Source organism: Tatumella sp. JGM91, from assembly GCF_018257575.1.
Classification (GTDB): domain Bacteria; phylum Pseudomonadota; class Gammaproteobacteria; order Enterobacterales; family Enterobacteriaceae; genus Tatumella; species Tatumella punctata.
Map to the genome: position 1 here is coordinate 1 of NZ_JAERJP010000030.1, position 24,689 is coordinate 24,689.

General features: G+C 48.7%; 38 protein-coding genes and 4 tRNA genes. 37 read left to right on the forward strand and 5 right to left on the reverse strand.

The features are described from left to right. Nucleotides 1-258 precede the first annotated feature (258 nt). Nucleotides 259-1,296: a UDP-N-acetylmuramate dehydrogenase gene (gene murB / locus JK198_RS15425; protein ID WP_212709704.1), complete on the forward strand. Its 1,038-nt coding sequence runs from the start codon at nt 259-261 to the stop codon at nt 1,294-1,296. Next, complete coding sequence (gene birA, locus JK198_RS15430; protein ID WP_212709703.1) at nt 1,293-2,255, forward strand: bifunctional biotin--[acetyl-CoA-carboxylase] ligase/biotin operon repressor BirA; 963 nt, start codon at nt 1,293-1,295, stop codon at nt 2,253-2,255. Before murB ends, birA begins: the two co-directional genes overlap by 4 nt. A 46-nt stretch (nt 2,256-2,301) precedes the next feature. Here the strand turns inward: birA and coaA are convergent, their stop codons facing one another. Next, complete coding sequence (gene coaA, locus JK198_RS15435; protein WP_212709702.1) at nt 2,302-3,255, reverse strand: type I pantothenate kinase; 954 nt, start codon at nt 3,253-3,255, stop codon at nt 2,302-2,304. A 553-nt stretch (nt 3,256-3,808) separates the two neighbouring features. Between coaA and JK198_RS15440 the strand changes: the two genes are divergently transcribed. From JK198_RS15440 to tuf, 5 genes are all read left to right on the forward strand, one after another. Beyond that, nucleotides 3,809-3,884 (forward strand) — tRNA-Thr (locus JK198_RS15440). 10 nt (nt 3,885-3,894) lie between these two features. Then, a tRNA-Tyr gene (locus JK198_RS15445) sits at nt 3,895-3,979 on the forward strand. A 189-nt stretch (nt 3,980-4,168) separates the two neighbouring features. Next, nucleotides 4,169-4,243: transfer RNA gene (locus JK198_RS15450), tRNA-Gly, on the forward strand. Nucleotides 4,244-4,248: 5 nt separating this feature from the next. Next, nucleotides 4,249-4,324: transfer RNA gene (locus JK198_RS15455), tRNA-Thr, on the forward strand. A 122-nt stretch (nt 4,325-4,446) separates the two neighbouring features. Continuing rightward, nucleotides 4,447-5,631, forward strand: a complete 1,185-nt coding sequence (gene tuf / locus JK198_RS15460) for an elongation factor Tu (RefSeq protein ID WP_212711358.1) — start codon at nt 4,447-4,449, stop codon at nt 5,629-5,631. Nucleotides 5,632-5,805: 174 nt separating this feature from the next. On the opposite strand, the gene JK198_RS15465 is transcribed toward tuf, so the two are convergent. Next, nucleotides 5,806-6,606 carry an A24 family peptidase gene (locus JK198_RS15465; RefSeq protein ID WP_212710960.1) on the reverse strand — a complete coding sequence of 267 codons (801 nt, stop codon included), beginning with the start codon at nt 6,604-6,606 and terminating at the stop codon, nt 5,806-5,808. Nucleotides 6,607-6,962: 356 nt separating this feature from the next. Between JK198_RS15465 and rpsJ the strand changes: the two genes are divergently transcribed. The 30 genes from rpsJ to JK198_RS15615 all read left to right on the forward strand — a co-directional run bounded on the left by rpsJ (nt 6,963) and on the right by JK198_RS15615 (nt 21,328). Beyond that, nucleotides 6,963-7,274 (forward strand): 30S ribosomal protein S10, encoded by a 312-nt coding sequence (gene rpsJ, locus JK198_RS15470; protein ID WP_001181005.1) that lies wholly within the window; start codon nt 6,963-6,965, stop codon nt 7,272-7,274. A 31-nt stretch (nt 7,275-7,305) separates the two neighbouring features. Next, nucleotides 7,306-7,932, forward strand: a complete 627-nt coding sequence (rplC, locus tag JK198_RS15475; RefSeq protein WP_212709472.1) for a 50S ribosomal protein L3 — start codon at nt 7,306-7,308, stop codon at nt 7,930-7,932. A gap of 10 nt (nt 7,933-7,942) precedes the next feature. Next, nucleotides 7,943-8,548, forward strand: coding sequence for a 50S ribosomal protein L4 (gene rplD, locus JK198_RS15480; protein ID WP_212709473.1), 606 nt, complete (start codon nt 7,943-7,945; stop codon nt 8,546-8,548). After that, the gene (gene rplW, locus JK198_RS15485) at nt 8,545-8,847 is read left to right on the forward strand and encodes a 50S ribosomal protein L23 (RefSeq protein ID WP_087486829.1); all 303 of its coding nucleotides are present in this window, start codon (nt 8,545-8,547) and stop codon (nt 8,845-8,847) included. Before rplD ends, rplW begins: the two co-directional genes overlap by 4 nt. Before the next feature lie 17 nt (nt 8,848-8,864). Continuing rightward, on the forward strand, nt 8,865-9,686 hold the full coding sequence (gene rplB / locus JK198_RS15490; RefSeq protein ID WP_212709474.1) for a 50S ribosomal protein L2: 822 nt from the start codon (nt 8,865-8,867) through the stop codon (nt 9,684-9,686). Between the two features lie 16 nt (nt 9,687-9,702). Then, complete coding sequence (gene rpsS, locus JK198_RS15495) at nt 9,703-9,981, forward strand: 30S ribosomal protein S19 (RefSeq protein WP_001138115.1); 279 nt, start codon at nt 9,703-9,705, stop codon at nt 9,979-9,981. 14 nt (nt 9,982-9,995) lie between these two features. After that, nucleotides 9,996-10,328 carry a 50S ribosomal protein L22 gene (gene rplV, locus JK198_RS15500; protein ID WP_038016596.1) on the forward strand — a complete coding sequence of 111 codons (333 nt, stop codon included), beginning with the start codon at nt 9,996-9,998 and terminating at the stop codon, nt 10,326-10,328. A 17-nt stretch (nt 10,329-10,345) separates the two neighbouring features. Continuing rightward, nucleotides 10,346-11,047, forward strand: coding sequence for a 30S ribosomal protein S3 (gene rpsC, locus JK198_RS15505; protein ID WP_038016598.1), 702 nt, complete (start codon nt 10,346-10,348; stop codon nt 11,045-11,047). A 12-nt stretch (nt 11,048-11,059) separates the two neighbouring features. After that, on the forward strand, nt 11,060-11,470 hold the full coding sequence (rplP, locus tag JK198_RS15510; RefSeq protein ID WP_025902045.1) for a 50S ribosomal protein L16: 411 nt from the start codon (nt 11,060-11,062) through the stop codon (nt 11,468-11,470). Further along, complete coding sequence (gene rpmC, locus JK198_RS15515; RefSeq protein ID WP_025902044.1) at nt 11,470-11,661, forward strand: 50S ribosomal protein L29; 192 nt, start codon at nt 11,470-11,472, stop codon at nt 11,659-11,661. The genes rplP and rpmC overlap by 1 nt, the downstream gene beginning before the upstream one ends. Continuing rightward, nucleotides 11,661-11,915: a 30S ribosomal protein S17 gene (gene rpsQ / locus JK198_RS15520; RefSeq protein WP_038016601.1), complete on the forward strand. Its 255-nt coding sequence runs from the start codon at nt 11,661-11,663 to the stop codon at nt 11,913-11,915. Before rpmC ends, rpsQ begins: the two co-directional genes overlap by 1 nt. 168 nt (nt 11,916-12,083) lie before the next feature. Beyond that, nucleotides 12,084-12,455 (forward strand): 50S ribosomal protein L14, encoded by a 372-nt coding sequence (rplN, locus tag JK198_RS15525; RefSeq protein ID WP_025902042.1) that lies wholly within the window; start codon nt 12,084-12,086, stop codon nt 12,453-12,455. A 10-nt stretch (nt 12,456-12,465) separates the two neighbouring features. Next, on the forward strand, nt 12,466-12,780 hold the full coding sequence (gene rplX, locus JK198_RS15530) for a 50S ribosomal protein L24 (RefSeq protein WP_212709475.1): 315 nt from the start codon (nt 12,466-12,468) through the stop codon (nt 12,778-12,780). Nucleotides 12,781-12,794: 14 nt separating this feature from the next. Beyond that, the gene (gene rplE, locus JK198_RS15535; protein WP_038016606.1) at nt 12,795-13,334 is read left to right on the forward strand and encodes a 50S ribosomal protein L5; all 540 of its coding nucleotides are present in this window, start codon (nt 12,795-12,797) and stop codon (nt 13,332-13,334) included. 14 nt (nt 13,335-13,348) lie between these two features. Further along, nucleotides 13,349-13,654, forward strand: coding sequence for a 30S ribosomal protein S14 (gene rpsN, locus JK198_RS15540; RefSeq protein WP_025902039.1), 306 nt, complete (start codon nt 13,349-13,351; stop codon nt 13,652-13,654). A 33-nt stretch (nt 13,655-13,687) separates the two neighbouring features. Continuing rightward, nucleotides 13,688-14,080 carry a 30S ribosomal protein S8 gene (gene rpsH / locus JK198_RS15545; protein ID WP_212709476.1) on the forward strand — a complete coding sequence of 131 codons (393 nt, stop codon included), beginning with the start codon at nt 13,688-13,690 and terminating at the stop codon, nt 14,078-14,080. 12 nt (nt 14,081-14,092) lie between these two features. Continuing rightward, the gene (rplF, locus tag JK198_RS15550) at nt 14,093-14,626 is read left to right on the forward strand and encodes a 50S ribosomal protein L6 (protein ID WP_212709477.1); all 534 of its coding nucleotides are present in this window, start codon (nt 14,093-14,095) and stop codon (nt 14,624-14,626) included. Between the two features lie 9 nt (nt 14,627-14,635). Beyond that, the gene (gene rplR / locus JK198_RS15555; RefSeq protein WP_038016613.1) at nt 14,636-14,989 is read left to right on the forward strand and encodes a 50S ribosomal protein L18; all 354 of its coding nucleotides are present in this window, start codon (nt 14,636-14,638) and stop codon (nt 14,987-14,989) included. Nucleotides 14,990-15,003: 14 nt separating this feature from the next. Further along, nucleotides 15,004-15,504: a 30S ribosomal protein S5 gene (gene rpsE, locus JK198_RS15560; protein ID WP_025902035.1), complete on the forward strand. Its 501-nt coding sequence runs from the start codon at nt 15,004-15,006 to the stop codon at nt 15,502-15,504. Nucleotides 15,505-15,509: 5 nt separating this feature from the next. After that, entirely contained in the window at nt 15,510-15,689 is a 180-nt protein-coding gene (gene rpmD / locus JK198_RS15565) for a 50S ribosomal protein L30 (RefSeq protein WP_004846568.1), read from the forward strand. 3 nt (nt 15,690-15,692) lie between these two features. Next, complete coding sequence (gene rplO / locus JK198_RS15570) at nt 15,693-16,127, forward strand: 50S ribosomal protein L15 (protein ID WP_212709478.1); 435 nt, start codon at nt 15,693-15,695, stop codon at nt 16,125-16,127. 8 nt (nt 16,128-16,135) lie between these two features. After that, nucleotides 16,136-17,467, forward strand: a complete 1,332-nt coding sequence (gene secY, locus JK198_RS15575; RefSeq protein ID WP_212709479.1) for a preprotein translocase subunit SecY — start codon at nt 16,136-16,138, stop codon at nt 17,465-17,467. 32 nt (nt 17,468-17,499) lie between these two features. Continuing rightward, a complete protein-coding gene (gene rpmJ, locus JK198_RS15580) occupies nt 17,500-17,616 on the forward strand; it encodes a 50S ribosomal protein L36 (RefSeq protein WP_004160566.1) in 117 nt (38 codons plus the stop codon). A gap of 146 nt (nt 17,617-17,762) precedes the next feature. Next, the gene (gene rpsM, locus JK198_RS15585) at nt 17,763-18,119 is read left to right on the forward strand and encodes a 30S ribosomal protein S13 (RefSeq protein ID WP_038016625.1); all 357 of its coding nucleotides are present in this window, start codon (nt 17,763-17,765) and stop codon (nt 18,117-18,119) included. Nucleotides 18,120-18,135: 16 nt separating this feature from the next. Continuing rightward, complete coding sequence (rpsK, locus tag JK198_RS15590; protein WP_004160563.1) at nt 18,136-18,525, forward strand: 30S ribosomal protein S11; 390 nt, start codon at nt 18,136-18,138, stop codon at nt 18,523-18,525. A 33-nt stretch (nt 18,526-18,558) separates the two neighbouring features. After that, entirely contained in the window at nt 18,559-19,179 is a 621-nt protein-coding gene (gene rpsD / locus JK198_RS15595; protein WP_212709480.1) for a 30S ribosomal protein S4, read from the forward strand. Between the two features lie 26 nt (nt 19,180-19,205). Then, on the forward strand, nt 19,206-20,195 hold the full coding sequence (gene rpoA, locus JK198_RS15600) for a DNA-directed RNA polymerase subunit alpha (RefSeq protein ID WP_038016634.1): 990 nt from the start codon (nt 19,206-19,208) through the stop codon (nt 20,193-20,195). 40 nt (nt 20,196-20,235) lie between these two features. Next, the gene (gene rplQ / locus JK198_RS15605; protein ID WP_038016637.1) at nt 20,236-20,622 is read left to right on the forward strand and encodes a 50S ribosomal protein L17; all 387 of its coding nucleotides are present in this window, start codon (nt 20,236-20,238) and stop codon (nt 20,620-20,622) included. Between the two features lie 99 nt (nt 20,623-20,721). Further along, a complete protein-coding gene (locus JK198_RS15610) occupies nt 20,722-21,099 on the forward strand; it encodes a DnaJ family domain-containing protein (RefSeq protein WP_212709481.1) in 378 nt (125 codons plus the stop codon). Nucleotides 21,100-21,109: 10 nt separating this feature from the next. Further along, the gene (locus JK198_RS15615) at nt 21,110-21,328 is read left to right on the forward strand and encodes a ribosome alternative rescue factor ArfA (RefSeq protein WP_212709482.1); all 219 of its coding nucleotides are present in this window, start codon (nt 21,110-21,112) and stop codon (nt 21,326-21,328) included. A 26-nt stretch (nt 21,329-21,354) separates the two neighbouring features. Here JK198_RS15615 and mscL read toward each other — a convergent pair whose 3' ends face one another. The 3 genes from mscL to rsmB form a co-directional block, all read right to left on the reverse strand. After that, nucleotides 21,355-21,750 carry a large-conductance mechanosensitive channel protein MscL gene (mscL, locus tag JK198_RS15620; protein WP_212709483.1) on the reverse strand — a complete coding sequence of 132 codons (396 nt, stop codon included), beginning with the start codon at nt 21,748-21,750 and terminating at the stop codon, nt 21,355-21,357. 222 nt (nt 21,751-21,972) lie between these two features. Next, nucleotides 21,973-23,349, reverse strand: coding sequence for a Trk system potassium transporter TrkA (trkA, locus tag JK198_RS15625; protein WP_212710961.1), 1,377 nt, complete (start codon nt 23,347-23,349; stop codon nt 21,973-21,975). Nucleotides 23,350-23,369: 20 nt separating this feature from the next. Then, complete coding sequence (rsmB, locus tag JK198_RS15630) at nt 23,370-24,662, reverse strand: 16S rRNA (cytosine(967)-C(5))-methyltransferase RsmB (RefSeq protein WP_212710962.1); 1,293 nt, start codon at nt 24,660-24,662, stop codon at nt 23,370-23,372. Between the last annotated feature and the right edge of the window lie 27 nt (nt 24,663-24,689).

Consider the following 24,689-nt stretch of genomic DNA (forward strand, 5'->3'; position numbering starts at 1 on the left):
AAAAAGGCCATCCTGACGGATGGCCTTTTTGCACTGGTTTTTTAAAATCCTTCTGTACAGAATAACGGCATCTCTGTGATGTATTTCCCGTATGACTGCCTTCTTATGGCATACCCGCCTTATCCTGCTATATTCTCCCGAATAAACCCGTCTGCGTATTTCTGATCCGGTTTCATCATCCGACATTCAATGAAAACCATTAATCTGCTATTCATATCAGGTAAACTACCTTCCATATTATGTTGTTAAGGTCAGGATATGCTAAGCCAGAATCATTCACTTAAACCCTTTAATACTCTGGGTCTTGAGATCAATGCTGATGTAATTTTGCCGGTAACGACCGGAGAAGAACTGCGCAAAGCCCGGGCTTATAGTCGCTTAGCCAGTAAACCGTTTCTGTTATTGGGGGGGGGGAGTAATGTCCTTTTTCTTAATGATTTCAATGGTGTGGTTGCACTGAATCAGATTAAAGGCATCTCAGTCTCTGAGCATGATGATTACTATGATCTGCATGTCGGTGCCGGTGAAAACTGGCATAACTTAGTCAGGTATTGTCTGCAGCAGAATATTGCCGGCCTGGAAAATCTGGCATTAATCCCCGGAGTTGCAGGTTCGGCACCTATACAGAATATCGGTGCATACGGCCTGGAATTTAAAGACGTCTGCCATTATGTTGATGTAATCAGTCTGACCAGTGATGAACAAATTCGTCTTACGTCACAGGAATGTCAGTTCGGCTACAGAGACAGTATTTTTAAGCATCAGTACCGTGAAGACTATGCGATTATTGCGGTAGGGCTCAGACTGAGTAAACAATGGCAACCAAGGCTGACGTATGGAGAGCTGACTCGCCTGGATGCAGGCCAGGTCACACCAACAGAAGTATTTGATGCTGTATGCCGTATGCGTAGTAGTAAATTACCGGACCCGGCGATTCAGGGGAATGTTGGTAGCTTTTTTAAAAATCCTCTGGTTACTGCCGGACTAAGTCGCAAGTTACTGGCTGATTACCCGTCATTACCTCATTATCCGCAACCTGACGGTAAGGTAAAGCTGGCTGCCGGCTGGCTGATAGATCAGTGCGGTCTCAAAGGCTATCAAATGGGTGGTGCTGCAGTTCATCGTTTACAGGCACTGGTACTCATCAATAATGATCATGCCCTTCCACAGGATATTGTCAAATTAGCAAAATATGTCCGGCAGACTGTCGGTGATAAATTTAATGTATGGCTGGAACCTGAAGTGAGGTTTATTGATTCTCAGGGTGAATGCGATGCAGTGGGAGCAATATCATGAAAGACTATACTGTACCGTTAAAAATTGCAGCTATTCTCTCAGACGGTGAATTTCACTCGGGAGAGCAATTGGGTGATATCTGTGGCATGAGCCGGGCTGCGATTAACCAGCATATTCATACGCTGAAAAGCTGGGGACTGGATATTTATACGGTGACAGGGAAAGGATATTGCCTGTCTGCACCGTTGCAGTTACTGGATGCTGAGACTATACGGCAGCATGTAACAGGCAGCGGCGAGGTCAGTGTTTTTCCGGTAATTGATTCAACCAATCAGTATCTGATGGAGCGAATGACAACTTTATCGCCCGGAGATACCTGTATTGCCGAGTACCAGCAGTCCGGCCGTGGCCGGCGGGGCAGACAATGGTTTTCACCCTTTGGTGCAAATTTATATATGTCGATGTACTGGCGGCTGGAACAGGGACCCGCGGCAGCAATGGGGCTGAGTTTAGTTGTCGGTATCGTGATGGCTGAAGCGTTACAATCACTGGGTGCACAGGATGTCAGGGTTAAATGGCCAAATGACTTGTACCTGAATGATAAGAAACTTGCAGGCATATTAGTTGAACTGAGTGGAAAGACCGGTGATGTTGCTCATATCGTGATTGGCGCAGGAATAAATCTGATGATGCGTCAGGTTGACAGTAGTGTGGTGAGTCAGCAATGGATAAGCTTGCAGGAAGCCGCTATCAATATTGATCGTAATGCGCTTACCGCTGAGCTGATTAATACAATGCGCTCTGCATTAGAGTTATTTGAAACCGAAGGTCTGACTCCCTTTATTGAGCGCTGGGCCAGCCTGGATAATTTTATCAATCGTCCGGTGAAACTGCTTATTGGTGAGCGAGAAGTCTGTGGTATTGCCAAAGGGATAGACAGTCGCGGAGGATTACTGCTTGAGCAAGACGACAAAGTGACCAGCTGGGTAGGCGGTGAGATTTCCCTGCGTTCTCAATAGTCTTCCGGTAAGCGGTCTGAGCTGATGACAGACCGTTTACCTGCCACTATTTTCTCAAACGGATAGTATCCACCGCATGATTTTCACTTTTTGTCAGGATCAGACTGGCCCGTTCACGGGTCGGCAAAATATTCTGCTTCAGATTTTGCCAGTTAATTTCCCGCCATAAGTTACCGGCTATTTCTTTTGCTTCTGATTCCGGCAATTTAGCATAGTTATGAAAATAAGAATCCGGGTCTGCGAAAGCGCCTTCGCGAAACTTTAAAAAGCGATTAATGTACCAGTGTTCCAGCAGTTGTTCCGGCGCATCGACATAAATAGAAAAATCAACAAAGTCAGAAACGAAAACCCGGTGAGGATCATGAGCGTAATCCATACCGCTCTGTAATACATTCAAGCCTTCGAGTATAAGAATATCTGGCTGAGATACCTGCTTGTCGCCCTCTGGTATTACATCATAGATAAGATGCGAATATACCGGCGCAGTCACCTGTTGTTCTCCGGACTTGAGATCGGAGACAAAGCGAACCAGACGGTGCATATCGTACGACTCAGGAAAGCCTTTACGCTTCATTAAACCACGTTCTTTGAGTACAGCGTTGGGATGCAGGAACCCGTCAGTAGTAATCAGTTCAACTTTGCGGTGCTCAGGCCAGCGGCTGAGTAATGCCTGCAGGACACGGGCAGTGGTGCTTTTACCCACAGCGACGCTTCCGGCTATGCTGATAATATAAGGAATCTTCTGTTCGTTGGTCCCCAGAAACTGCTCAAGTACCGCCTGACGGCGCAGATTTGAACTGATATAAAAGTTGAGTAACCGGGACAGGGGTAAATAGATCTCTGCGACTTCTTCAAGAGACAGATCTTCATTTATACCTTTTAACCGGGCTATTTCCTGGCCGGTTAATGTCATAGGCACCGAGTCGCGCAAGGTTGCCCATTGTTCACGAGTGAACTGAAGGTAGGGGGAGGTAGCCAGTGACAAATTTTTTTTACTCATATTCAGGCATCTGACAACAAAGTGATCCGATTTATTTTCGGTGAAAGTAACGGGGCCATTCACGTGGCTTCAACACCGTAATGAAATGTAGTAGTAATGAGATAACAGGCTGGAGGTTAACACCAGAACGGTCTCAGGAAAAAGTAAAAGATGTCACTGTACGATAATTTCGCGCCGTACCTTAAGCAAATGGCAAAAACGACAATTAATTTATCCTGTAGCGGGTGACGTGGACGGGGTTATCAGGAAATAACAACACGGGAAGCGGTGTATTTTTCATCACTCAGTAACCCGGAGACAGAAAAAAGCGATTTTTGTGCAAATAATAGCACCGGATAACGGCAGAGATATCTCCCCGCGGACATTGCAGGAATGAATTTCCCTATACAGGGAACACCCCGGGAGAGCAAAACATCACCATTGTCTGTTGGTGATTTATACAGGGAATACATGAAAAGGCCTGTTTTGGACAAATAGTAAGCGAAGAGATAAAAAATTAAAATTTGTTGTTGCATCCTGACGCTGAGCCCCCTATTATGCGCCTCAACTTGATGCCGACTTAGCTCAGTAGGTAGAGCAACTGACTTGTAATCAGTAGGTCACCAGTTCGATTCCGGTAGTCGGCACCATTCAAGTTAAGGTGGGATTCCCGAGCGGCCAAAGGGAGCAGACTGTAAATCTGCCGTCACAGACTTCGAAGGTTCGAATCCTTCTCCCACCACCATCTCAACTCCGGTTGAGAGCATGTGAAGCAAAATGCTATCACAAGCCTGGTGAAGCAGTATTATCACCCCGAGTGTAGACTGGTAGTTTCAGTCGAAAGTCGGTCAGTTTATCTGGCAGACTCGAATAATAAGAGAGCCATCTTATTATTCAAAAGCTACAGAAATATCAGGTAGCAGAGTTCCAGGATGCGGGCATCGTATAATGGCTATTACCTCAGCCTTCCAAGCTGATGATGCGGGTTCGATTCCCGCTGCCCGCTCCAGATGTGCTGATATGGCTCAGTTGGTAGAGCGCACCCTTGGTAAGGGTGAGGTCCCCAGTTCGACTCTGGGTATCAGCACCACTTCTTATATCTTCTCCCTGAAATTTCTGTTATCTAACAAATTCATTTTTTATCAGGCAATTTAACACCTGGTTGATGTGATCATATCACCGACTTATCCGTGTTTTAGAAGGGTTATCCTAATGGCTAAAGAGCAATTTCAACGTAACAAACCACACGTTAACGTCGGTACTATCGGCCACGTTGACCACGGTAAAACCACTCTGACTGCAGCAATCACTACCGTACTGGCTAAACACTACGGCGGTGCAGCTCGTGACTTCGCGCAGATCGATAACGCGCCAGAAGAAAAAGCACGTGGTATTACCATCAATACTTCACACGTAGAATACGAAACCCCGACCCGTCACTATGCACACGTTGACTGCCCGGGCCACGCCGACTACGTTAAAAACATGATCACCGGTGCTGCACAGATGGACGGTGCAATCCTGGTTGTTGCTGCAACTGACGGCCCTATGCCTCAGACCCGTGAGCACATCCTGCTGGGCCGCCAGGTAGGCGTTCCTTACATCATCGTGTTCCTGAACAAATGTGACATGGTTGATGATGAAGAGCTGCTGGAACTGGTAGAAATGGAAGTCCGTGACCTGCTGTCACAGTACGACTTCCCTGGCGACGATACGCCAATCGTACGCGGTTCAGCGCTGAAAGCACTGGAAGGCGACGCAGCATGGGAAGAAAAAATCCTGGAGCTGGCTGGCTTCCTGGATTCTTACATTCCTGAGCCAGAGCGTGCAATCGACCTGCCATTCCTGCTGCCAATCGAAGACGTATTCTCAATCTCCGGTCGTGGTACAGTNGTTACCGGTCGTGTAGAGCGCGGAATCATCAAAGTCGGTGAAGAAGTTGAAATCGTTGGTATCAAAGATACTGCGAAATCAACCTGTACCGGTGTTGAAATGTTCCGTAAACTGCTGGACCAGGGTCAGGCGGGTGAGAACGTTGGCGTTCTGCTGCGTGGTATTAAACGTGAAGAAATCGAACGTGGTCAGGTCCTGGCAAAACCAGGTTCAATCAAGCCACACACTCAGTTCGAATCAGAAGTTTATATCCTGTCGAAAGACGAAGGCGGCCGTCATACTCCGTTCTTCAAAGGCTACCGTCCACAGTTCTACTTCCGTACAACTGACGTGACCGGTACCATCGAACTGCCGGAAGGCGTAGAGATGGTAATGCCAGGCGACAACATCAAAATGGTTGTTACCCTGATCCACCCAATCGCGATGGATGACGGTCTGCGTTTCGCAATCCGTGAAGGTGGTCGTACTGTAGGTGCTGGTGTTGTTGCTAAAGTTATCGCTTAATTGTTGATAGTTTAGCTTCATCAGTCAGAAAGGGCGCTTCGGCGCCCTTTTTCGTTTCTGTTATTTAGCCGGAATATATAAACTACGTGGCAATAAACCGGCTGTAATGAATCAGTACAGCATGCCCGCATGTGATCAGCAGGGCAGGGATACAGAATGATCTCCGGATACAAATTAAAGCACAGGCGAATAGTTAAAGGCTGCGCTGACAATAAACCATCCCCATCCCGCAATTGCCAGATAAAAACCCAGAGGCAGCGGGGTATTTTTCTGCAGACTGACCCTGAGTCTCCCCTGACAGCACAGGGTGGACAGAGCCAGCAGGGTAGCAACCACTATGATGCCCGCTAACGCCTGCCAGCCACACCACGCACCGAGAGCTGCCAGCAGTTTCATATCTCCGCCGCCAATACCCTCTGTATTCCGCCAGTAACGATAGAGATAATTGATGATCAGCAGGGAGCTATAACCGGCACAGATGCCGGCTATCCTTGCGTCGAGAGACAGGGCCGGAAAACAGGCAGCAAACAGTAATCCACTGCATAGCACTGTAAAGACCAGACTATCGGGGAGCAGCAGGTAGCGTCTGTCAATGTCAGCAAGGATGGACAGCAACGCACTGAAGATAACAGCAGCGAACCATGGGAGAATATCCGGCAGTGCAAGACCGGCAATAATACCGGCTATCCCGCCGCCGGCTTCGAACAGCAGCAAGCGGGGCGGCAGGGGATGACGGCAATAGCGGCAGCGGCTCCGTAATACCAGAAAGCTGATCACCGGTAACAGTTCAAACCAGCGAAGCCGGTGGTGACAGACAGCGCACTCAGAGTACGGGCTGCAGATTATGCGGCATTGCCGGCGAAATGACATCCATGGCCGGTAGCGATCGCTGACCAGCCCGCAAAAGCTGCCAGTGATAGTCCCGAATAAAAAAGCGAACAGCAGTAACATAATCTCAGGCCGGTGATGCATCATTCCATAATTCTGTCTGACAAGCACGGAGGGGCGACAACCCGATTAATCTGTTCTGCAGGGGGCTTCTGATGTTAGTGATGAAAATTACGGCTGATAATCTATAAGCGCAGCTAAATTCGCATTTATACTGTTCAGAAACGCATCACCCCTTGCTAATCGCCAGAATATACGTATAATGCGCGGGCTTGCTGAAATTAGCAGCGCGATTCGAGCAGAATCGCAGGCACGCGATTTGTGTTGCCTGACAATACTCCCGATTGGGGAGTTATATGCTGAACGATTACACTCCCCCATCAATCGTAATGGGTGTGAGGAGTAATTATTTTTGTTTATAAAATGTTTGGAGCTCTGGTCTCATGCAGAACCAAAGAATCCGTATCCGTCTTAAAGCGTTTGATCATCGTCTGATCGATCAATCAACCGCGGAAATCGTTGAGACTGCCAAGCGCACTGGTGCGCAGGTCCGTGGTCCAATCCCGCTGCCGACTCGTAAAGAGCGCTTTACCGTTCTGATTTCTCCGCACGTTAACAAAGATGCGCGCGATCAGTACGAAATTCGCACTCACAAACGTCTGGTTGACATCGTTGAGCCAACTGAAAAGACCGTTGATGCTCTGATGCGTCTGGATCTGGCTGCCGGTGTTGATGTGCAGATCAGCCTGGGCTAATCAGGTTTCGAGCGATTAAGAGGTTGATACAATGATTGGATTAGTCGGTAAGAAAGTGGGAATGACCCGTATCTTCACTGAAGATGGCGTTTCTATCCCTGTAACCGTAATCGAAGTTGAAGCAAACCGCGTTACTCAGGTCAAAGGCCTGGAGAACGATGGTTACCAGGCTATTCAGGTGACTACCGGTGCTAAAAAAGCAAGCCGTGTAGCTAAACCTGAAGCAGGTCATTTTGCTAAAGCTGGCGTAGAAGCTGGCCGTGGTCTGTGGGAATTCCGCACCGAAGGTGAAGAATATACCGTTGGCCAGAGCATCAGTGTTGATATCTTCGCTGAAGTTAAAAAAGTAGACGTAACTGGCACCTCTAAAGGTAAAGGTTTCGCAGGTACCGTTAAGCGCTGGAACTTCCGTACCCAGGACGCTACCCACGGTAACTCCTTGTCACACCGCGTACCGGGTTCTATCGGTCAGAACCAGACTCCGGGCAAAGTGTTTAAAGGCAAGAAAATGGCAGGTCACCTGGGTAACGAACGTGTAACCGTTCAGAGCCTGGAAGTCGTTCGCGTTGATGCCGAGCGCAACCTGCTGCTGGTTAAAGGTGCAGTTCCCGGTGCTACCGGAAGCGACCTGATTGTTAAACCAGCTGTGAAGGCGTAAGGGGATAGCAATGGAATTAGTATTGAAAGACGCGCAGAGCGCGCTGACTGTTTCCGAAACTACCTTCGGTCGTGATTTCAACGAAGCGCTGGTTCACCAGGTTGTTGTTGCTTATGCAGCAGGCGCCCGTCAGGGTAGCCGTGCGCAGAAAACTCGCGCAGAAGTCACTGGCTCTGGTAAAAAACCATGGCGCCAGAAAGGCACCGGCCGCGCTCGTGCAGGTTCTGCGAAGAGCCCAATCTGGCGTTCAGGTGGTGTGACTTTTGCTGCACGGCCTCAGGACCACAGTCAAAAAGTTAACAAAAAGATGTACCGCGGAGCGCTGAAAAGCATTCTGTCTGAACTGGTACGTCAGGAACGTTTGATCGTTGTTGAACAGTTCTCTGTAGAAGCGCCTAAAACTAAGCTGCTGGCTCAGAAACTGAAAGACATGGCTCTGGAAGATGTGCTGATCATCACCGGTGAACTGGATGAAAATCTGTTCCTGGCTGCACGTAACCTGTTCAAGGTTGACGTACGTGATGCAGCGGGCATTGACCCAGTTAGCCTGATCGCCTTCGACAAAGTCGTTATGACTGCTGATGCAGTTAAGCAAGTTGAGGAGATGCTGGCATGATCCGTGAAGAACGTCTGCTGAAAGTCGTGCGCGCGCCGCACGTTTCTGAAAAAGCATCTGCTGCGATGGAAAAAACAAATACCATCGTTCTCAAAGTTGCAAAAGATGCGACCAAAGCAGAGATCGTTGCTGCCGTAGAAAAGCTGTTCGAAGTTGAAGTTAAAGACGTAAACACCCTGGTTGTTAAAGGGAAAGTTAAGCGTCACGGACAGCGTGTTGGTCGTCGTAGCGACTGGAAAAAAGCTTACGTCACCCTGAAAGAAGGCCAGAATCTGGACTTCGTCGGCGGCGCAGAGTAAGTCGGAGGAGAGAAACAATGGCAATTGTTAAATGTAAACCGACATCTCCGGGTCGTCGCCACGTAGTTAAAGTGGTGAACCCTGAGCTGCACAAGGGCAAACCTTTTGCTCCGCTGCTGGAAAAAAACAGCAAAAGCGGTGGCCGTAATAATAACGGTCGTATCACTACCCGTCATATCGGTGGTGGTCATAAGCAGGCTTACCGTATTGTTGACTTCAAACGCAACAAAGATGGTATCCCGGCTATCGTTGAACGTCTTGAGTACGATCCGAACCGCTCTGCAAATATTGCACTGGTTCTGTACAAAGATGGTGAACGCCGTTATATCCTGGCTCCAAAAGGTTTAAAAGCTGGCGACCAGATTCAGTCTGGCGTTGATGCTGCGATTAAAGCAGGTAACACCCTGCCGATGCGTAACATCCCGGTAGGTTCAACTGTACATAACGTAGAAATGAAACCAGGCAAAGGCGGTCAGATTGCTCGCTCTGCTGGTACTTACGTGCAGATCGTTGCACGTGATGGTTCCTACGTCACCCTGCGTCTGCGTTCAGGTGAAATGCGTAAAGTCGAAGCTGACTGCCGCGCAACACTGGGCGAAGTCGGTAACGCTGAGCATATGCTGCGCGTTCTGGGTAAAGCAGGTGCAACTCGCTGGCGTGGTGTTCGTCCTACCGTTCGCGGTACTGCGATGAACCCAGTCGATCACCCGCACGGTGGTGGTGAAGGTCGTAACTTTGGTAAGCACCCGGTAACTCCGTGGGGCGTTCAGACCAAAGGTAAGAAGACCCGCAGCAACAAGCGTACTGATAAATTCATCGTACGTCGCCGTAGCAAATAATTTTAGAGGATAAACCATGCCACGTTCTCTCAAGAAAGGTCCTTTTATTGACCTGCACTTGCTGAAGAAGGTAGAGAAAGCGGTGGAAAGCGGTGACAAGAAGCCCCTGCGCACCTGGTCCCGTCGTTCAACGATCTTTCCAAACATGATCGGTTTGACCATCGCTGTCCATAATGGTCGTCAGCATGTACCTGTCTTTGTTTCCGACGAAATGGTCGGTCACAAGCTGGGTGAATTTGCGCCGACTCGTACTTATCGCGGTCACGCGGCTGATAAAAAAGCCAAGAAGAAATAAGGTAGGAGGAAGAGATGGAAACTATCGCTAAACATCGCCATGCTCGTTCTTCTGCTCAGAAGGTTCGCCTGGTTGCGGATCTTGTACGCGGTAAGAAAGTGTCGCAGGCTCTGGATATCCTGACCTATACCAATAAGAAAGCAGCCTTACTGGTTAAGAAAGTCCTGGAATCTGCCATTGCTAACGCCGAACACAACGATGGCGCTGACATCGACGATCTGAAAGTCGCGAAAATTTTCGTCGACGAAGGCCCTAGCATGAAGCGTATTATGCCGCGTGCTAAAGGTCGTGCAGATCGCATCCTGAAGCGCACCAGCCACATTACTGTGGTTGTGTCCGATCGCTGAGACTCTGGAGACTAGCAATGGGTCAGAAAGTACATCCTAATGGTATTCGTCTGGGTATTGTAAAACCCTGGAACTCTACCTGGTTCGCAAATACCAACGAATTCGCTGACAACCTGGACAGCGATTTTAAAGTACGTCAGTTCCTGAACAAAGAACTGGCAAAAGCGTCTGTATCTCGTATCGTTATCGAGCGTCCGGCTAAAAGCATCCGTGTGACTATTCACACTGCTCGCCCTGGTATCGTTATCGGTAAGAAAGGTGAAGACGTAGAAAAACTGCGTAACGTCGTCGCGAAAATCGCTGGCGTTCCTGCGCAAATCAATATCGCCGAAGTCCGTAAACCGGAACTGGACGCTAAATTGGTTGCTGACAGCATCACTTCACAGCTGGAACGTCGCGTTATGTTCCGTCGTGCGATGAAGCGTGCTGTACAGAACGCAATGCGTCTGGGCGCTAAAGGTATCAAAGTTGAAGTAAGCGGCCGTCTTGGCGGTGCTGAAATCGCGCGTACCGAATGGTACCGTGAAGGTCGTGTTCCGTTGCACACACTGCGTGCGGATATCGATTACAACACCTCTGAAGCGCACACCACTTATGGTGTAATCGGCGTTAAGGTATGGATCTTCAAAGGTGAGATCCTGGGTGGTATGGCTGCTGTTGAACAACCGGAAAAACCGGCTGCGCAACCTAAAAAGCAGCAGCGTAAAGGCCGTAAGTAAGGAGAGTCGCTGATGTTACAACCAAAGCGTACAAAATTCCGTAAAGTGCATAAAGGCCGTAACCGCGGTCTGGCTGCTGGTACGGATATTAGCTTCGGTACTTTCGGTCTGAAAGCTGTTGGCCGTGGTCGTCTGACTGCCCGTCAGATCGAAGCAGCACGTCGTGCTATGACCCGTGCAGTTAAGCGTCAAGGTAAAATTTGGATCCGTGTATTCCCGGACAAACCAATTACTGAGAAGCCGCTTGAAGTTCGTATGGGTAAAGGTAAGGGTAACGTAGAGTATTGGGTTGCCCTGATCCAGCCTGGTAAAGTCCTGTATGAAATGGACGGTGTATCAGAAGAGCTGGCCCGTGAGGCATTCAAGCTGGCAGCAGCAAAACTGCCTATCAAAACCACCTTTGTAACTAAGACGGTGATGTAATGAAAGCAACTGAGCTGCGTGAAAAAAGTGTTGAAGAGCTGAACACTGAGCTGCTTAACCTGTTGCGTGAGCAGTTTAACCTGCGCATGCAGGCAGCATCCGGACAGCTGCAGCAGACCCATCTGCTGAAGCAAGTTCGCCGTGATGTTGCACGCGTTAAGACTTTACTGACTGAGAAGGCGGGTGCGTAATGACCGATAAAATCCGTACTCTGCAAGGTCGTGTTGTTAGTGACAAAATGCAGAAATCTGCGGTTGTCGCTATCGAACGTTTCGTGAAACACCCGATTTACGGTAAATTCATTAAGCGTACGACTAAGCTGCACATCCATGACGAGAACAATGAATGTGGCACTGGTGACGTGGTAATTATCCGCGAATGCCGTCCACTGTCCAAGACTAAGTCCTGGACGCTTGTACGCGTTGTGGAAAAAGCGGTTCTGTAATAGAATCTCTTTTCTGTGAAAAATAGATGAACGACTCGTCTGAGTCGTTCATTTTTTCTACCCATCTACGAGAACCGGTGTTATAATGCCGCGCCCTCGATAATGGGGCTTTTAATCGACCTGAAAGTTAGGTCCCGAAGTAGTAGTTGACATTAGCGGAGCACTAAAATGATCCAAGAACAGACTATGCTGAACGTCGCCGACAACTCCGGTGCACGTCGCGTAATGTGTATCAAGGTTCTGGGTGGCTCGCACCGTCGCTACGCAGGCGTTGGCGACATTATTAAAGTTACCATCAAGGAAGCAATTCCTCGTGGTAAAGTTAAGAAAGGTGACGTCCTGAAGGCGGTAGTGGTGCGCACCAGGAAGGGTGTTCGTCGCCCTGACGGTTCTGTCATTCGCTTCGATGGTAATGCATGCGTTATTTTAAACAATAACAGCGAGCAACCCGTCGGAACGCGTATTTTTGGGCCGGTAACTCGTGAACTTCGTACTGAAAAGTTCATGAAAATTATCTCTCTGGCACCTGAAGTACTCTAAGGAGCGAATCATGGCAGCGAAAATCCGTCTTAACGACGAAGTTATCGTGCTTACCGGCAAAGATAAAGGTAAACGCGGTAAAGTAAAAAATGTTTTGTCTTCCGGCAAAGTCATCATTGAAGGTATCAACCTGGTTAAGAAACATCAGAAGCCGGTTCCGGCCCTGAACCAGCCAGGTGGCATCGTTGAAAAAGAAGCTGCAATTCAGGTTTCTAACGTTGCAATTTTCAATGCGGCATCCGGCAAGGCTGACCGTGTAGGCTTTAGATTCGAAGACGGTAAAAAAGTCCGTTTCTTCAAGTCTAACAGCGAAACTATCAAGTAATTTGGAGTAGTACGATGGCGAAACTGCATGATTACTACAAAGACGAAGTAGTTAAGAAACTCATGACTGAGTTTAACTACAATTCAGTCATGCAAGTCCCTCGGGTCGAGAAGATTACCCTGAACATGGGTGTGGGTGAAGCGATCGCTGACAAGAAACTGCTCGATAATGCAGCAGCAGACCTGGCAGCAATCTCCGGTCAAAAACCGCTGGTCACCAAAGCACGCAAATCAGTTGCAGGCTTCAAAATCCGTCAGGGCTATCCGATCGGCTGTAAAGTTACCCTGCGTGGCGAACGTATGTGGGAGTTTCTTGAGCGCCTGATCATCATTGCTGTACCTCGTATCCGTGACTTCCGTGGTTTATCTGCGAAGTCTTTCGACGGTCGTGGTAACTACAGCATGGGTGTCCGTGAGCAGATCATCTTCCCAGAAATCGACTACGATAAAGTCGATCGCGTCCGTGGTTTGGATATTACCATTACCACTACTGCGAAATCTGATGATGAAGGCCGTGCTCTGCTGGCAGCCTTTGACTTCCCATTCCGCAAGTAAGGTAGGGTAAATTCATGGCTAAGCAATCTATGAAAGCACGCGAAGTTAAGCGTGTAAAACTAGCAGACAAGTTCTTCGCGAAACGCACTGAACTGAAAGCGATCATCTCTGATGTGAACGCTTCTGACGAAGATCGTTGGAATGCTGTTCTTAAGCTTCAGGCTCTGCCGCGTGATTCCAGCCCGTCCCGTCAGCGTAACCGCTGCCGCCAAACTGGCCGTCCACATGGCTATGTAGGTAAGTTCGGGTTGAGCCGCATCAAGTTACGTGAAGCCGCTATGCGCGGTGAAGTACCTGGCTTGAAAAAGGCTAGCTGGTAATTGTCACCAATTGAATCACGGGAGTAAAGACTGATGAGCATGCAAGATCCGATCGCGGATATGCTGACCCGTATCCGTAACGGTCAGGCCGCGAACAAAGTTGCGGTCACCATGCCTTCCTCCAAGCTGAAAGTGGCAATTGCCAACGTGCTGAAGGAAGAAGGTTACATTGAAGAATTTAAAATCGAAGGCGACGCTAAGCCTGAACTGGAATTAACTCTTAAGTATTTCCAGGGCAAGGCAGTAGTAGAAAGCATTCAGCGAGTAAGCCGTCCAGGTCTGCGCATTTATAAAGGCAAAGACGAACTGCCAAAAATCATGGCAGGGATGGGTATCGCAGTTGTTTCTACTTCAAAAGGTGTTATGACTGATCGTGCAGCGCGCCAGGCTGGTCTTGGCGGCGAAATTATCTGCTACGTAGCGTAATCGGAGGATAGAATGTCTCGTGTTGCTAAAGCACCTGTCGTTATTCCTGCGGGCGTAGAGGTAAAACTCAACGGTCAGGAAATTTCGATCAAAGGTAAAAACGGCGAGCTGGCTCGTACTATCAATAAAGCGGTTGAAGTTAAGCAGGCTGACAACGCACTGACTTTCGCGCCACGCGAAGGCTTTGCTGACGGCTGGGCACAGGCAGGTACTGCTCGTGCATTGCTGAACTCAATGGTTATCGGTGTTACCGAAGGCTTCACCAAGAAGCTGCAGCTGGTTGGTGTTGGTTATCGTGCGGCTGTTAAAGGCAATGCAGTTAACCTGTCCCTGGGCTTTTCTCACCCTGTGGAACATCAGCTGCCTGCAGGAATCACTGCTGAATGTCCGATTCAGACTGAAATCGTGCTGAAAGGCGCTGATAAGCAGGTGATCGGCCAGGTAGCAGCTGACTTGCGCGCCTACCGTCGTCCTGAGCCTTATAAAGGCAAGGGTGTCCGTTACGCCGACGAAGTCGTGCGTACCAAAGAGGCTAAGAAGAAGTAAGGTAACACTATGGATAAGAAATCTGCTCGTATCCGTCGTGCGACCCGTGCACGTCGCAAGCTCAAAGAGCTGGGTGCTACTCGCCTGGTGGTACATCGTACCCCGCGTCATATTTACGCACAGGTAATCGCTCCGAACGGTTCCGAAGTTCTGGTTGCTGCTTCTACTGTAGAAAAAGCTATCACTGAACAACTGAAGTACACTGGAAACAAAGATGCTGCCATTGCTGTTGGTAAAGCTATCGCTGAACGTGCTGTCGAGAAAGGTATCACTACCGTTTCTTTCGACCGTTCTGGTTTCCAATATCATGGTCGTGTCCAGGCACTGGCAGATGCTGCCCGTGAAGCTGGCCTTCAGTTCTAAGGTAGAGGTCTAAGATGTCACACATCGAGAAACAAGCTGGCGAACTGCAGGAAAAACTGATCGCGGTTAACCGTGTATCTAAAACCGTTAAAGGTGGTCGTATCTTCTCCTTCACAGCTCTGACTGTTGTTGGTGATGGTAATGGTCGCGTTGGTTTTGGTTACGGTAAAGCGCGTGAAGTTCCAGCAGCTATCCAGAAAGCGATGGAAAAAGCCCGTCGCAACATGGTAAATGTCGCGCTGAATAACGGTACCCTGCAACACCCGGTTAAAGGTGTTCACACAGGTTCTCGCGTATTCATGCAGCCGGCTTCAGAAGGTACGGGTATCATTGCCGGTGGTGCAATGCGTGCGGTTCTGGAAGTCGCCGGGATTCATAACGTTCTGGCTAAAACCTATGGTTCTACTAACCCGATCAACGTGGTTCGTGCAACTATTGATGGCCTGAGCAATATGAATTCTCCTGAGATGGTCGCTGCTAAGCGTGGTAAAACCGTCGAAGAAATTCTGGGGTAATTATCATGGCAAAGACTATTAAGATTACTCAAACCCGTAGTGCAATCGGTCGTCTGCCTAAACATAAGGCAACACTGCTTGGCCTGGGTCTGCGTCGCATTGGTCATACTGTAGAACGTGAGGATACTCCTGCGGTTCGCGGTATGGTTAACGCGGTTTCCTACATGGTTAAAGTGGAGGAGTAAGAGATGCGTTTAAATACTCTGTCTCCGGCCGAAGGGTCTAAGCACGCTTCCAAACGTTTGGGTCGTGGTATTGGTTCCGGTCTCGGAAAAACCGGTGGTCGTGGTCACAAAGGTCAGAACTCACGTTCTGGTGGTGGCGTACGTCGCGGTTTCGAGGGTGGCCAGATGCCTTTATACCGTCGTCTGCCAAAATTTGGCTTTACTTCTCGCAAAGCAATGGTTACAGCCGAAGTTCGTCTGTCTGACCTGGCGAAAGTAGAAGGCGGTATTGTTGACCTGAACACGCTGAAAGCAGCTAACATTATCGGAATTCAGATTGAATTCGCGAAAGTTATCCTGTCTGGCGAAGTTTCTGCTCCGGTAACGGTTCGTGGTCTGCGTGTCACCAAAGGTGCTCGTGCCGCAATCGAAGCTGCTGGCGGTAAAATTGAGGAATAAGTGAGCTGATGGCTAAACAACCAGGATTAGATTTTCAAAGTGCCAAGGGCGGTATCGGTGAACTAAAGCGCAGACTTCTGTTTGTAATAGGTGCACTGATTGTCTTCCGTATTGGCTCTTTTATTCCAATCCCTGGTATTGATGCCACAGTCCTTGCCAAACTGCTTGAACAACAGCGTGGCACCATCATTGAAATGTTTAACATGTTCTCTGGTGGTGCTCTGAGCCGTGCTTCGATCTTTGCTCTGGGTATTATGCCGTATATTTCGGCATCGATTATTATCCAGCTGCTGACGGTGGTTCATCCGGCGTTAGCGGAAATAAAGAAAGAAGGGGAGGCTGGACGTCGTAAGATAAGCCAGTATACCCGCTACGGTACGTTAGTGTTGGCAATATTCCAGGCCGTGGGCATTGCCACCGGTCTGCCGAATATGCCTGGTATGCAAGGCCTGGTGATGAATCCGGGCTTTGCATTCTACTTTACTGCTGTTGTGAGCCTGGTGACCGGGACAATGTTCCTGATGTGGCTGGGTGAGCAGATTACTGAACGAGGTATCGGTAACGGTATTTCGATCATTATTTTTGCCGGTATTGTTGCGGGTTTACCGCAGGCCGTAGGCCACACTATCGAGCAAGCGCGGCAAGGTGACCTGAACTTCCTCCTGTTGCTGTTGGTTGCAGTTCTTGTATTTGCAGTGACTTTCTTTGTTATTTTCGTTGAACGTGGTCAACGCCGCATTGTGGTAAACTACGCTAAACGTCAACAAGGTCGTCGTGTATACGCTGCACAGAGCACACATTTACCGTTGAAAGTAAATATGGCAGGCGTTATTCCGGCTATTTTTGCTTCCAGCATCATCCTGTTTCCGGCGACAATTGCGTCCTGGTTCGGGGGCGGTACCGGTTGGAACTGGCTGACAACTATTTCGATGTATTTACAGCCAGGTCAGCCGCTTTATGTGCTACTCTATGCGACTGCAATCATCTTCTTCTGTTTCTTCTACACGGCGTTGGTTTTCAACCCACGTGAAACAGCAGATAACCTGAAGAAGTCTGGTGCATTCGTACCGGGAATTCGTCCGGGAGAGCAAACGGCCAGGTATATCGATAAGGTAATGACGCGTTTAACTCTGGTTGGCGCTTTGTATATTACTTTTATCTGTCTGATCCCGGAGTTCATGCGTGAGGCGATGAATGTCCCCTTCTACTTCGGCGGTACTTCACTGCTGATTGTAGTTGTCGTCATCATGGACTTTATGGCTCAAGTGCAAACTCTGATGATGTCGAGTCAGTATGAGTCTGCATTGAAGAAAGCAAACCTGAAAGGCCAAGGCCGTTAATTCAGGAGCTTGAGAAGTTACGGAGAGTAAAAATGAAAGTTCGTGCTTCCGTCAAGAAATTATGTCGTAACTGCAAAATCATCCGTCGCGACGGTGTTGTACGTGTGATTTGCAGTGCCGAGCCTAAGCATAAACAGCGCCAGGGCTGATTTTTTCGCATATTTTTCTTGCAAAGTCGGGTTGAGCTGGCTAGATTAGCCAGCCAATCTTTTGTATGTTAATGCGTTCCCATTTGAGTATCCTGAAAACGGGCTTTTCGGAATGGAACGCAGTTAATAAGTAATAGGAGTGCATAGTGGCCCGTATAGCAGGCATTAACATTCCTGATCATAAACACACCGTTATCGCATTAACTGCGATCTTCGGTATCGGTAAAACCCGTTCTAAGGCGATTTGTGCCTCTACGGGTATTGCTGAAGATGTTAAGATCAGTGAGCTGTCTGAAGAACAGATTGAACAACTGCGTGAAGCAGTTGGCAAATTCGTTGTTGAAGGTGATCTGCGTCGTGAAGTTACCCTGAGCATCAAGCGTCTTATGGACCTTGGTTGCTACCGTGGTTTGCGTCATCGTCGTGGTCTTCCGGTTCGCGGTCAGCGTACCAAGACCAATGCACGTACCCGTAAGGGTCCGCGCAAACCGATCAAGAAATAATCGGGGTGGGTAAATAATGGCAAAGGCACCAGTTCGTGCACGTAAGCGTGTAAGAAAACAAGTCTCAGATGGCGTGGCTCATGTCCATGCGTCTTTTAACAACACCATCGTTACCATTACTGATCGTCAGGGTAACGCACTGGGTTGGGCAACTGCCGGTGGTTCCGGTTTCCGTGGTTCTCGTAAATCTACGCCGTTCGCTGCTCAGGTTGCTGCAGAGCGCTGCGCAGAAGCTGTGAAAGATTACGGTATTAAGAATCTGGAAGTTATGGTTAAGGGTCCGGGTCCGGGTCGCGAATCAACTATTCGTGCTCTGAACGCCGCTGGTTTCCGCATCACTAATATTACTGATGTGACTCCGATCCCTCACAACGGTTGTCGTCCGCCGAAAAAACGTCGCGTATAACGCCCCGTTTTTTAGGTAAGTTGGAGAAAGAAAATGGCAAGATATTTGGGTCCTAAGCTCAAGCTGAGCCGTCGTGAGGGCACTGACTTATTCCTTAAGTCTGGTGTTCGCGCGATCGATACCAAGTGTAAGATTGAACAAGCCCCTGGTCAGCATGGTGCGCGTAAACCGCGTCTGTCTGATTACGGCGGTCAGTTACGTGAGAAGCAGAAAGTTCGTCGTATCTACGGTGTTCTGGAGCGTCAATTCCGTAACTATTATAAAGAAGCAGCTCGTCTGAAAGGCAACACAGGTGAAAACCTGCTGGTTCTGCTGGAAGGCCGTCTGGATAACGTAGTTTATCGTATGGGCTTTGGTGCCACTCGTGCTGAAGCACGTCAGCTGGTTAGCCATAAAGCTGTTATGGTAAATGGCCGCGTTGTTAACATCGCTTCTTATCAGGTTTCTCCGAATGATGTTGTCAGCATCCGTGAGAAAGCCAAAAAGCAATCTCGCGTGAAAGCCGCTCTGGAGCTGGCTGAACAGCGTGAAAAGCCAACCTGGCTTGAAGTTGATGCAGCGAAGATGGAAGGTGTGTTCAAGCGTCAGCCTGAACGTACAGATCTGTCTGCGGACATTAACGAGCACCTGATCATCGAGCTTTACTCTAAATAAAGCTTGAGTACCAAAGAGAGGACACAATGCAGGGTTCTGTGACAGAGTTTCTAAAACCGCGCCTGGTAGATATCGAGCAAGTGAGTTCGACGCACGCCAAGGTGACCCTTGAGCCTTTAGAGCGTGGCTTTGGCCATACTCTGGGTAATGCACTGCGCCGTATTCTGCTTTCTTCCATGCCGGGTTGCGCGGTGACCGAGGTTGAAATTGATGGTGTACTTCATGAGTACAGCACCAAAGAGGGAGTACAGGAAGATATCCTGGAAATCCTGCTCAACCTGAAAGGGCTGGCGGTGAGAGTTCAGGGTAAAGATGAAGTCATTCTGACCCTGAATAAATCTGGCATTGGCCCTGTGACTGCAGCCGATATCACCCATGATGGTGATGTCGAAATCGTCAAGCCACAGCATGTAATTTGCCACCTGACTGATGAAAACGCTTCTGTTAGTATGCGTATCAAAATTCAGCGTGGTCGTGGTTATGTGCCGGCTTCTGCCCGAATTCATTCGGAAGAAGATGAGCGCCCGATTGGTCGTTTATTAGTCGATGCTTGCTACAGCCCTGTAGATCGTATTGCCTACAATGTTGAAGCAGCTCGTGTTGAGCAACGTACCGACCTGGACAAGCTGGTCATCGAAATGGAAACCAACGGCACAATCGATCCTGAAGAGGCGATTCGTCGTGCGGCAACCATCCTGGCAGAACAACTGGACGCTTTTGTTGACTTACGTGATGTACGTCAGCCAGAAGTTAAAGAAGAGAAACCAGAATTCGATCCGATCTTGCTGCGCCCTGTTGACGATCTGGAATTGACTGTCCGCTCTGCTAACTGCCTTAAGGCAGAAGCTATCCACTACATCGGTGATCTGGTACAACGTACTGAGGTTGAGCTTCTTAAGACGCCTAACCTTGGGAAAAAATCTCTTACCGAGATCAAAGACGTGCTGGCTTCGCGTGGACTGTCACTGGGCATGCGCCTGGAAAACTGGCCACCGGCAAGCATTGCTGATGAGTAACCGGATCACAGGTTAAGGTTTCACTGAGAAGGATAAGGTCATGCGCCATCGTAAGAGTGGTCGTCAACTGAACCGTAACAGCAGCCATCGCCAGGCTATGTTCCGTAACATGGCTGGTTCATTGGTTCGTCATGAGATCATCAAGACGACTCTGCCGAAAGCCAAAGAGCTGCGTCGTGTAGTTGAGCCGCTGATTACTCTTGCCAAGACCGACAACGTAGCTAATCGTCGTCTGGCATTCGCACGTACTCGTGATAACGAGATCGTTGCAAAACTGTTTAATGAACTGGGCCCGCGTTTCGCGAGCCGTGCAGGTGGTTACACTCGTATTCTGAAGTGTGGCTTCCGCGCTGGAGACAACGCTCCGATGGCATACATCGAGCTGATTGATCGTCCGGAAGTTCAGGCAGAAGCAACTGCAGAGTAATTTGCAGAAATTAAAAGACCCGCTACGGCGGGTTTTTTATTGTCTGAACAAAAGTGAAGTGCAAAACTGTGATATCAGAGACGACACGGGAGATGTTTCATGTGGCTGATTGACCAACTGGCGGAACGGCATATTCAGGCAGCACTGAATAAGGGGGAGCTTTCCGGGCTTAGCGGCGAAGGTAAACCACTTCAGCTTGATGATGACAGCCAGATTCCTCAGGAATTACGTACCGCTTACCGGTTATTAAAGAATTCGGGTTATCTGCCTCCTGAGCTGGAAGCAAGGCGCGAAGCTCTTGAACTGGCAGATCTTTTGCAACACCTGGATCCTGATGATCATCAGGCCGCTGAATATCATAAACAGCTGCGTCTGCTGGAGTTGAAACTACATCAGGCAGGTCTGAGCACAGAATTTCTTTATGATCGTCACTATGGCGATACTATTATCCGGAATTTAAAGGGCAAAACTGAATAAAGGAAAAGATATGAGTACCTATCGACATCGCAAAGGTGTTATTGCTGATAATGCACTGCAGGCATTGCTTTATGATCCTCTGTTCAGGCAGAGAAGAGAGAACAATAAAAAAGGAAAAGGAAGTTACCGGCGTAAAACTAGGGATAACCGTCAGTGCGGAGAGAGTAATGAAAAAAATATTTTTCATTACTCTCTTTTTTTTAATAAAAAAAAGCCGCTATATCATTGATATAACGGCTTACTTTTAGCCGGTAATTATTTTTTTTCTTTTAATAAATCACGGATTTCTGTCAGCAAGACTTGTTCAGCACTCGGTCCTTTTGCTGCAGGTTCTGCTTTTTTATACAGTTTGTTCATCATTTTTATCGCGATAAAAATCGCAAACGCAACAATCACAAAATCAAAAACAGATTGCAGAAAAACACCATATCCCATGACAACCGCTGGCGTCGTACCATCGGCGGCTTTCAGTACCCACTTGAATTGACTGAAATCGACTCCGCCAATCAGCAGCCCCAATGGCGGCATAATAATATTCGCGACCAGTGAAGAGACAATTTTACCGAAGGCTGCACCGATGATGACACCGACAGCAAGGTCAACAACATTTCCACGCATGGCAAAATCGCGAAATTCTTTGAAAAAACTCATATTATCCCCTGATCTAAAACTAAGTAGTTCTGTTTACGTTAACTATGATATTAGTTAATTAGTGCTTATTTTTCCATATTTGCCATAAAACTCTTTTACGCAGCTTGATGATCTGACGTGTTGCTGGCCGGGCTTCCTTGCGGTGACATCACATCCGTATCCTGGTTATCTGCATCCCCGAAGATACGGCCAGCAGCTGGCGGCTGCTGGCTGATATTCTGGTTAGAGAAAAAACGGACTCGGCTGGAATAGTTTCTCGACATCAGGCACAAATTTTTTGTCAGTCAGGAACATAATGACATGGTCACCTTGTTCGATACGGACATTATCATTCGCTATCATTACTTCCTCACCACGGACTACGGCGCCGATAATGGTCGCCGGTGGCAATTTTATCTCACTGATCATACGGCCAACGACCCGTGAGGTAGTTTCATCACCATGTGCGATAGCTTCGATGGCTTCAGCAATACCACGCCGCAGGGAAGAAACGCCGACAATATCTGCTTTCCGGACATGCCCGAGCAGTGCAGAGATAGTGGCTTGTTGCGGAGAAATCGCAATATCAATGACGCTTCCCTGCACCAGGTCGACGTAAGCACGTCGCTGGATCAGAACCATGGCTTTTTTGGCACCCATTTTTTTAGCCAGCATGGCGGACATGATATTAGCTTCATCATCATTGGTGACCGCAATAAACAGATCGATCTGATCGATATGTTCTTCTGCGAGTAACTCCTGGTCCGATGCATCACCATAGAAGACGATAGTATCATTCAGCAGTTCAGCCAGTTCTGCCGCACGTTCAGCATTTCGTTCAATCAGCTTAACGCTGTATTGTTTTTCCAGTTGCTGTGCCAGCCCGAAGCCGATATTACCGCCACCGACCAGCATGATCCGTTTATAAGGTTTTTCCAGCCGCTGCATTTCACTCATCACTGCACGGATATGCTGATTGGCCGTAATGAAGAACACTTCATCACCCGCTTCAATGATAGTTGAACCCTGAGGACGGATAGGCCGATCCTGGCGAAAAATAGCAGCAACCCGGCTTTCGATATGTGGCATATGTTCCCGCATCACTGATAGCGGATTGCCAATCAGTGGTCCGCCGTAATAGGCTTTGACTACCGCAAGGCTGACTTTGCCTTCAGCGAAGTTAACCACCTGCAGTGCGCCCGGATATTGGATCAGGCGGTATATGCTATCGATCACCAATTGCTCAGGAGAAATAAGATGATCAATAGGGATCGCCTCAGGGATAAATAATTTATCATTATCACGCAGATATTCCGCCGCCCGGATCCGCGCGATCCGGTTGGGAGTATTAAATAATGAATACGCTATCTGGCAGGCGACCATATTGGTTTCATCTGAACTGGTTACGGCAACCAGCATATCTGCATCTTCAGCCCCTGCCTCCCGTAAGACCCTGGGATGGGATGCCTGGCCAGTGACTACACGTAAATCGAATTTATCCTGCAGCTGGCGCAGTCTTCCCGGGTCAGTATCCACAACAGTGATATCGTTATTTTCCCCCACCAGATTTTCTGCCAGTGTTCCGCCGACCTGCCCGGCGCCAAGGATAATAATTTTCATCGTCGTTTCACTCTTATGGGTTATGCGGTTTTGATCAGTTTAGCGTAGAAAAAACCATCACCGCCATCCTGCTGTGGGAACACCTGTAAACCATTAATATCACCACCCGGCAGTGAAACAGGCTGTGCTTCAGGATGGCGTTGCAGAAAGGCAGCTATCTGTAAATGGTTTTCCTGCGGCAGTACGGAGCAGGTTGCATAAACCAGTGTTCCGCCGGCTTTCAGGTGTGGCCATACAGCGTCCAGTATTTGCGCCTGTAATGTCGCCAGCTCATCAATATCACTGTCGCGGCGCAGCCACTTTATATCCGGGTGACGGCGAATAACACCGGTAGCAGAGCAGGGGGCATCCAGTAAAATACGGTCAAATTGACGTTCACCGCACCAGTCTGCCGGGGTTCTTCCGTCCCCCTGTTTTACTTCGGCTTGCATTTGCAGCCGTGCAAGATTTTCAGTGACGCGGCTCAAACGTTGTTCATCAACATCGACAGCCAAAACCCTGGCATCCGGCGCTATCTCGAGAATATGCGTTGTCTTACCGCCCGGGGCTGCACACAGATCGAGGATATCTTCGTTATCCTGCGGGGCCAGATATTGCGCACAACGTTGTGCTGATAAGTCCTGTACCGTCACCCATCCTGCAGAAAATCCGGGTAACTGATGTACTGCTGCGGGTTTTTCCAGCCGGACGCCATCGACAGATAAATCGTCGCTAAAGCCAGTCATTCCTTCCGCAGCCAGTAACTTCAGCCATTGATCACGTGAATGATGCTGGCGGTTAACTCTGAGCCACATCGGCGGGCGCTGATTGTTAGCATCGATAATCTGCTGCCATTGTGCTGGCCAGCTGGTTTTTAGCCGTTTAATTAACCATGAAGGATGCAGCAGATTGACACTTTGTCCGGTTAATTCTTCCAGTAGTTCTGTCTGACGGCGCTGAAACTGACGTAAGACCCCGTTTATCAGTCCTTTCAGGCTCTGTCTTTTGAGAACCACAGCACCTTCAACGGTTTCTGCGAGGATGGCATGGGGCGGGATACGGGTATACAGCATCTGATAAATACCGACCATCAGCAGGTAGTGTATCGTCCGTTGTTTACCGGTCATTGGCCGTTCCATTAGCTTACCAATCAGGGCATCTAACTGTGGCAGCGTCCGGGCGATACCGAAACAGATTTCCTGTAACAGTGCACTGTCTTTATCACTGAGCCCCTTTTGTGCCGCAGGCAATATGGTACCCAGTGACTGGCCTTTATCGACCACCTGCTCAATCAGCCGTGCTGCCAGACTGCGCAGGTTTGTTGTTTTTTTCATGAGATATCTTCAACGGGCCGGCGTTGC

What these genes read in the sequence shown, in the direction of transcription:
- murB (WP_212709704.1), top strand. Translation starts at nt 259, where the DNA reads ATGCTAAGCCAGAATCATTCACTTAAACCCTTTAATACTCTGGGTCTT.
- birA (WP_212709703.1), top strand. Translation starts at nt 1,293, where the DNA reads ATGAAAGACTATACTGTACCGTTAAAAATTGCAGCTATTCTCTCAGAC.
- coaA (WP_212709702.1), bottom strand. Translation starts at nt 3,255, where the DNA reads ATGAGTAAAAAAAATTTGTCACTGGCTACCTCCCCCTACCTTCAGTTC.
- JK198_RS15465 (WP_212710960.1), bottom strand. Translation starts at nt 6,606, where the DNA reads ATGATGCATCACCGGCCTGAGATTATGTTACTGCTGTTCGCTTTTTTA.
- rpsJ (WP_001181005.1), top strand. Translation starts at nt 6,963, where the DNA reads ATGCAGAACCAAAGAATCCGTATCCGTCTTAAAGCGTTTGATCATCGT.
- rplC (WP_212709472.1), top strand. Translation starts at nt 7,306, where the DNA reads ATGATTGGATTAGTCGGTAAGAAAGTGGGAATGACCCGTATCTTCACT.
- rplD (WP_212709473.1), top strand. Translation starts at nt 7,943, where the DNA reads ATGGAATTAGTATTGAAAGACGCGCAGAGCGCGCTGACTGTTTCCGAA.
- rplW (WP_087486829.1), top strand. Translation starts at nt 8,545, where the DNA reads ATGATCCGTGAAGAACGTCTGCTGAAAGTCGTGCGCGCGCCGCACGTT.
- rplB (WP_212709474.1), top strand. Translation starts at nt 8,865, where the DNA reads ATGGCAATTGTTAAATGTAAACCGACATCTCCGGGTCGTCGCCACGTA.
- rpsS (WP_001138115.1), top strand. Translation starts at nt 9,703, where the DNA reads ATGCCACGTTCTCTCAAGAAAGGTCCTTTTATTGACCTGCACTTGCTG.
- rplV (WP_038016596.1), top strand. Translation starts at nt 9,996, where the DNA reads ATGGAAACTATCGCTAAACATCGCCATGCTCGTTCTTCTGCTCAGAAG.
- rpsC (WP_038016598.1), top strand. Translation starts at nt 10,346, where the DNA reads ATGGGTCAGAAAGTACATCCTAATGGTATTCGTCTGGGTATTGTAAAA.
- rplP (WP_025902045.1), top strand. Translation starts at nt 11,060, where the DNA reads ATGTTACAACCAAAGCGTACAAAATTCCGTAAAGTGCATAAAGGCCGT.
- rpmC (WP_025902044.1), top strand. Translation starts at nt 11,470, where the DNA reads ATGAAAGCAACTGAGCTGCGTGAAAAAAGTGTTGAAGAGCTGAACACT.
- rpsQ (WP_038016601.1), top strand. Translation starts at nt 11,661, where the DNA reads ATGACCGATAAAATCCGTACTCTGCAAGGTCGTGTTGTTAGTGACAAA.
- rplN (WP_025902042.1), top strand. Translation starts at nt 12,084, where the DNA reads ATGATCCAAGAACAGACTATGCTGAACGTCGCCGACAACTCCGGTGCA.
- rplX (WP_212709475.1), top strand. Translation starts at nt 12,466, where the DNA reads ATGGCAGCGAAAATCCGTCTTAACGACGAAGTTATCGTGCTTACCGGC.
- rplE (WP_038016606.1), top strand. Translation starts at nt 12,795, where the DNA reads ATGGCGAAACTGCATGATTACTACAAAGACGAAGTAGTTAAGAAACTC.
- rpsN (WP_025902039.1), top strand. Translation starts at nt 13,349, where the DNA reads ATGGCTAAGCAATCTATGAAAGCACGCGAAGTTAAGCGTGTAAAACTA.
- rpsH (WP_212709476.1), top strand. Translation starts at nt 13,688, where the DNA reads ATGAGCATGCAAGATCCGATCGCGGATATGCTGACCCGTATCCGTAAC.
- rplF (WP_212709477.1), top strand. Translation starts at nt 14,093, where the DNA reads ATGTCTCGTGTTGCTAAAGCACCTGTCGTTATTCCTGCGGGCGTAGAG.
- rplR (WP_038016613.1), top strand. Translation starts at nt 14,636, where the DNA reads ATGGATAAGAAATCTGCTCGTATCCGTCGTGCGACCCGTGCACGTCGC.
- rpsE (WP_025902035.1), top strand. Translation starts at nt 15,004, where the DNA reads ATGTCACACATCGAGAAACAAGCTGGCGAACTGCAGGAAAAACTGATC.
- rpmD (WP_004846568.1), top strand. Translation starts at nt 15,510, where the DNA reads ATGGCAAAGACTATTAAGATTACTCAAACCCGTAGTGCAATCGGTCGT.
- rplO (WP_212709478.1), top strand. Translation starts at nt 15,693, where the DNA reads ATGCGTTTAAATACTCTGTCTCCGGCCGAAGGGTCTAAGCACGCTTCC.
- secY (WP_212709479.1), top strand. Translation starts at nt 16,136, where the DNA reads ATGGCTAAACAACCAGGATTAGATTTTCAAAGTGCCAAGGGCGGTATC.
- rpmJ (WP_004160566.1), top strand. Translation starts at nt 17,500, where the DNA reads ATGAAAGTTCGTGCTTCCGTCAAGAAATTATGTCGTAACTGCAAAATC.
- rpsK (WP_004160563.1), top strand. Translation starts at nt 18,136, where the DNA reads ATGGCAAAGGCACCAGTTCGTGCACGTAAGCGTGTAAGAAAACAAGTC.
- rpsD (WP_212709480.1), top strand. Translation starts at nt 18,559, where the DNA reads ATGGCAAGATATTTGGGTCCTAAGCTCAAGCTGAGCCGTCGTGAGGGC.
- rpoA (WP_038016634.1), top strand. Translation starts at nt 19,206, where the DNA reads ATGCAGGGTTCTGTGACAGAGTTTCTAAAACCGCGCCTGGTAGATATC.
- rplQ (WP_038016637.1), top strand. Translation starts at nt 20,236, where the DNA reads ATGCGCCATCGTAAGAGTGGTCGTCAACTGAACCGTAACAGCAGCCAT.
- JK198_RS15610 (WP_212709481.1), top strand. Translation starts at nt 20,722, where the DNA reads ATGTGGCTGATTGACCAACTGGCGGAACGGCATATTCAGGCAGCACTG.
- JK198_RS15615 (WP_212709482.1), top strand. Translation starts at nt 21,110, where the DNA reads ATGAGTACCTATCGACATCGCAAAGGTGTTATTGCTGATAATGCACTG.
- mscL (WP_212709483.1), bottom strand. Translation starts at nt 21,750, where the DNA reads ATGAGTTTTTTCAAAGAATTTCGCGATTTTGCCATGCGTGGAAATGTT.
- trkA (WP_212710961.1), bottom strand. Translation starts at nt 23,349, where the DNA reads ATGAAAATTATTATCCTTGGCGCCGGGCAGGTCGGCGGAACACTGGCA.
- rsmB (WP_212710962.1), bottom strand. Translation starts at nt 24,662, where the DNA reads ATGAAAAAAACAACAAACCTGCGCAGTCTGGCAGCACGGCTGATTGAG.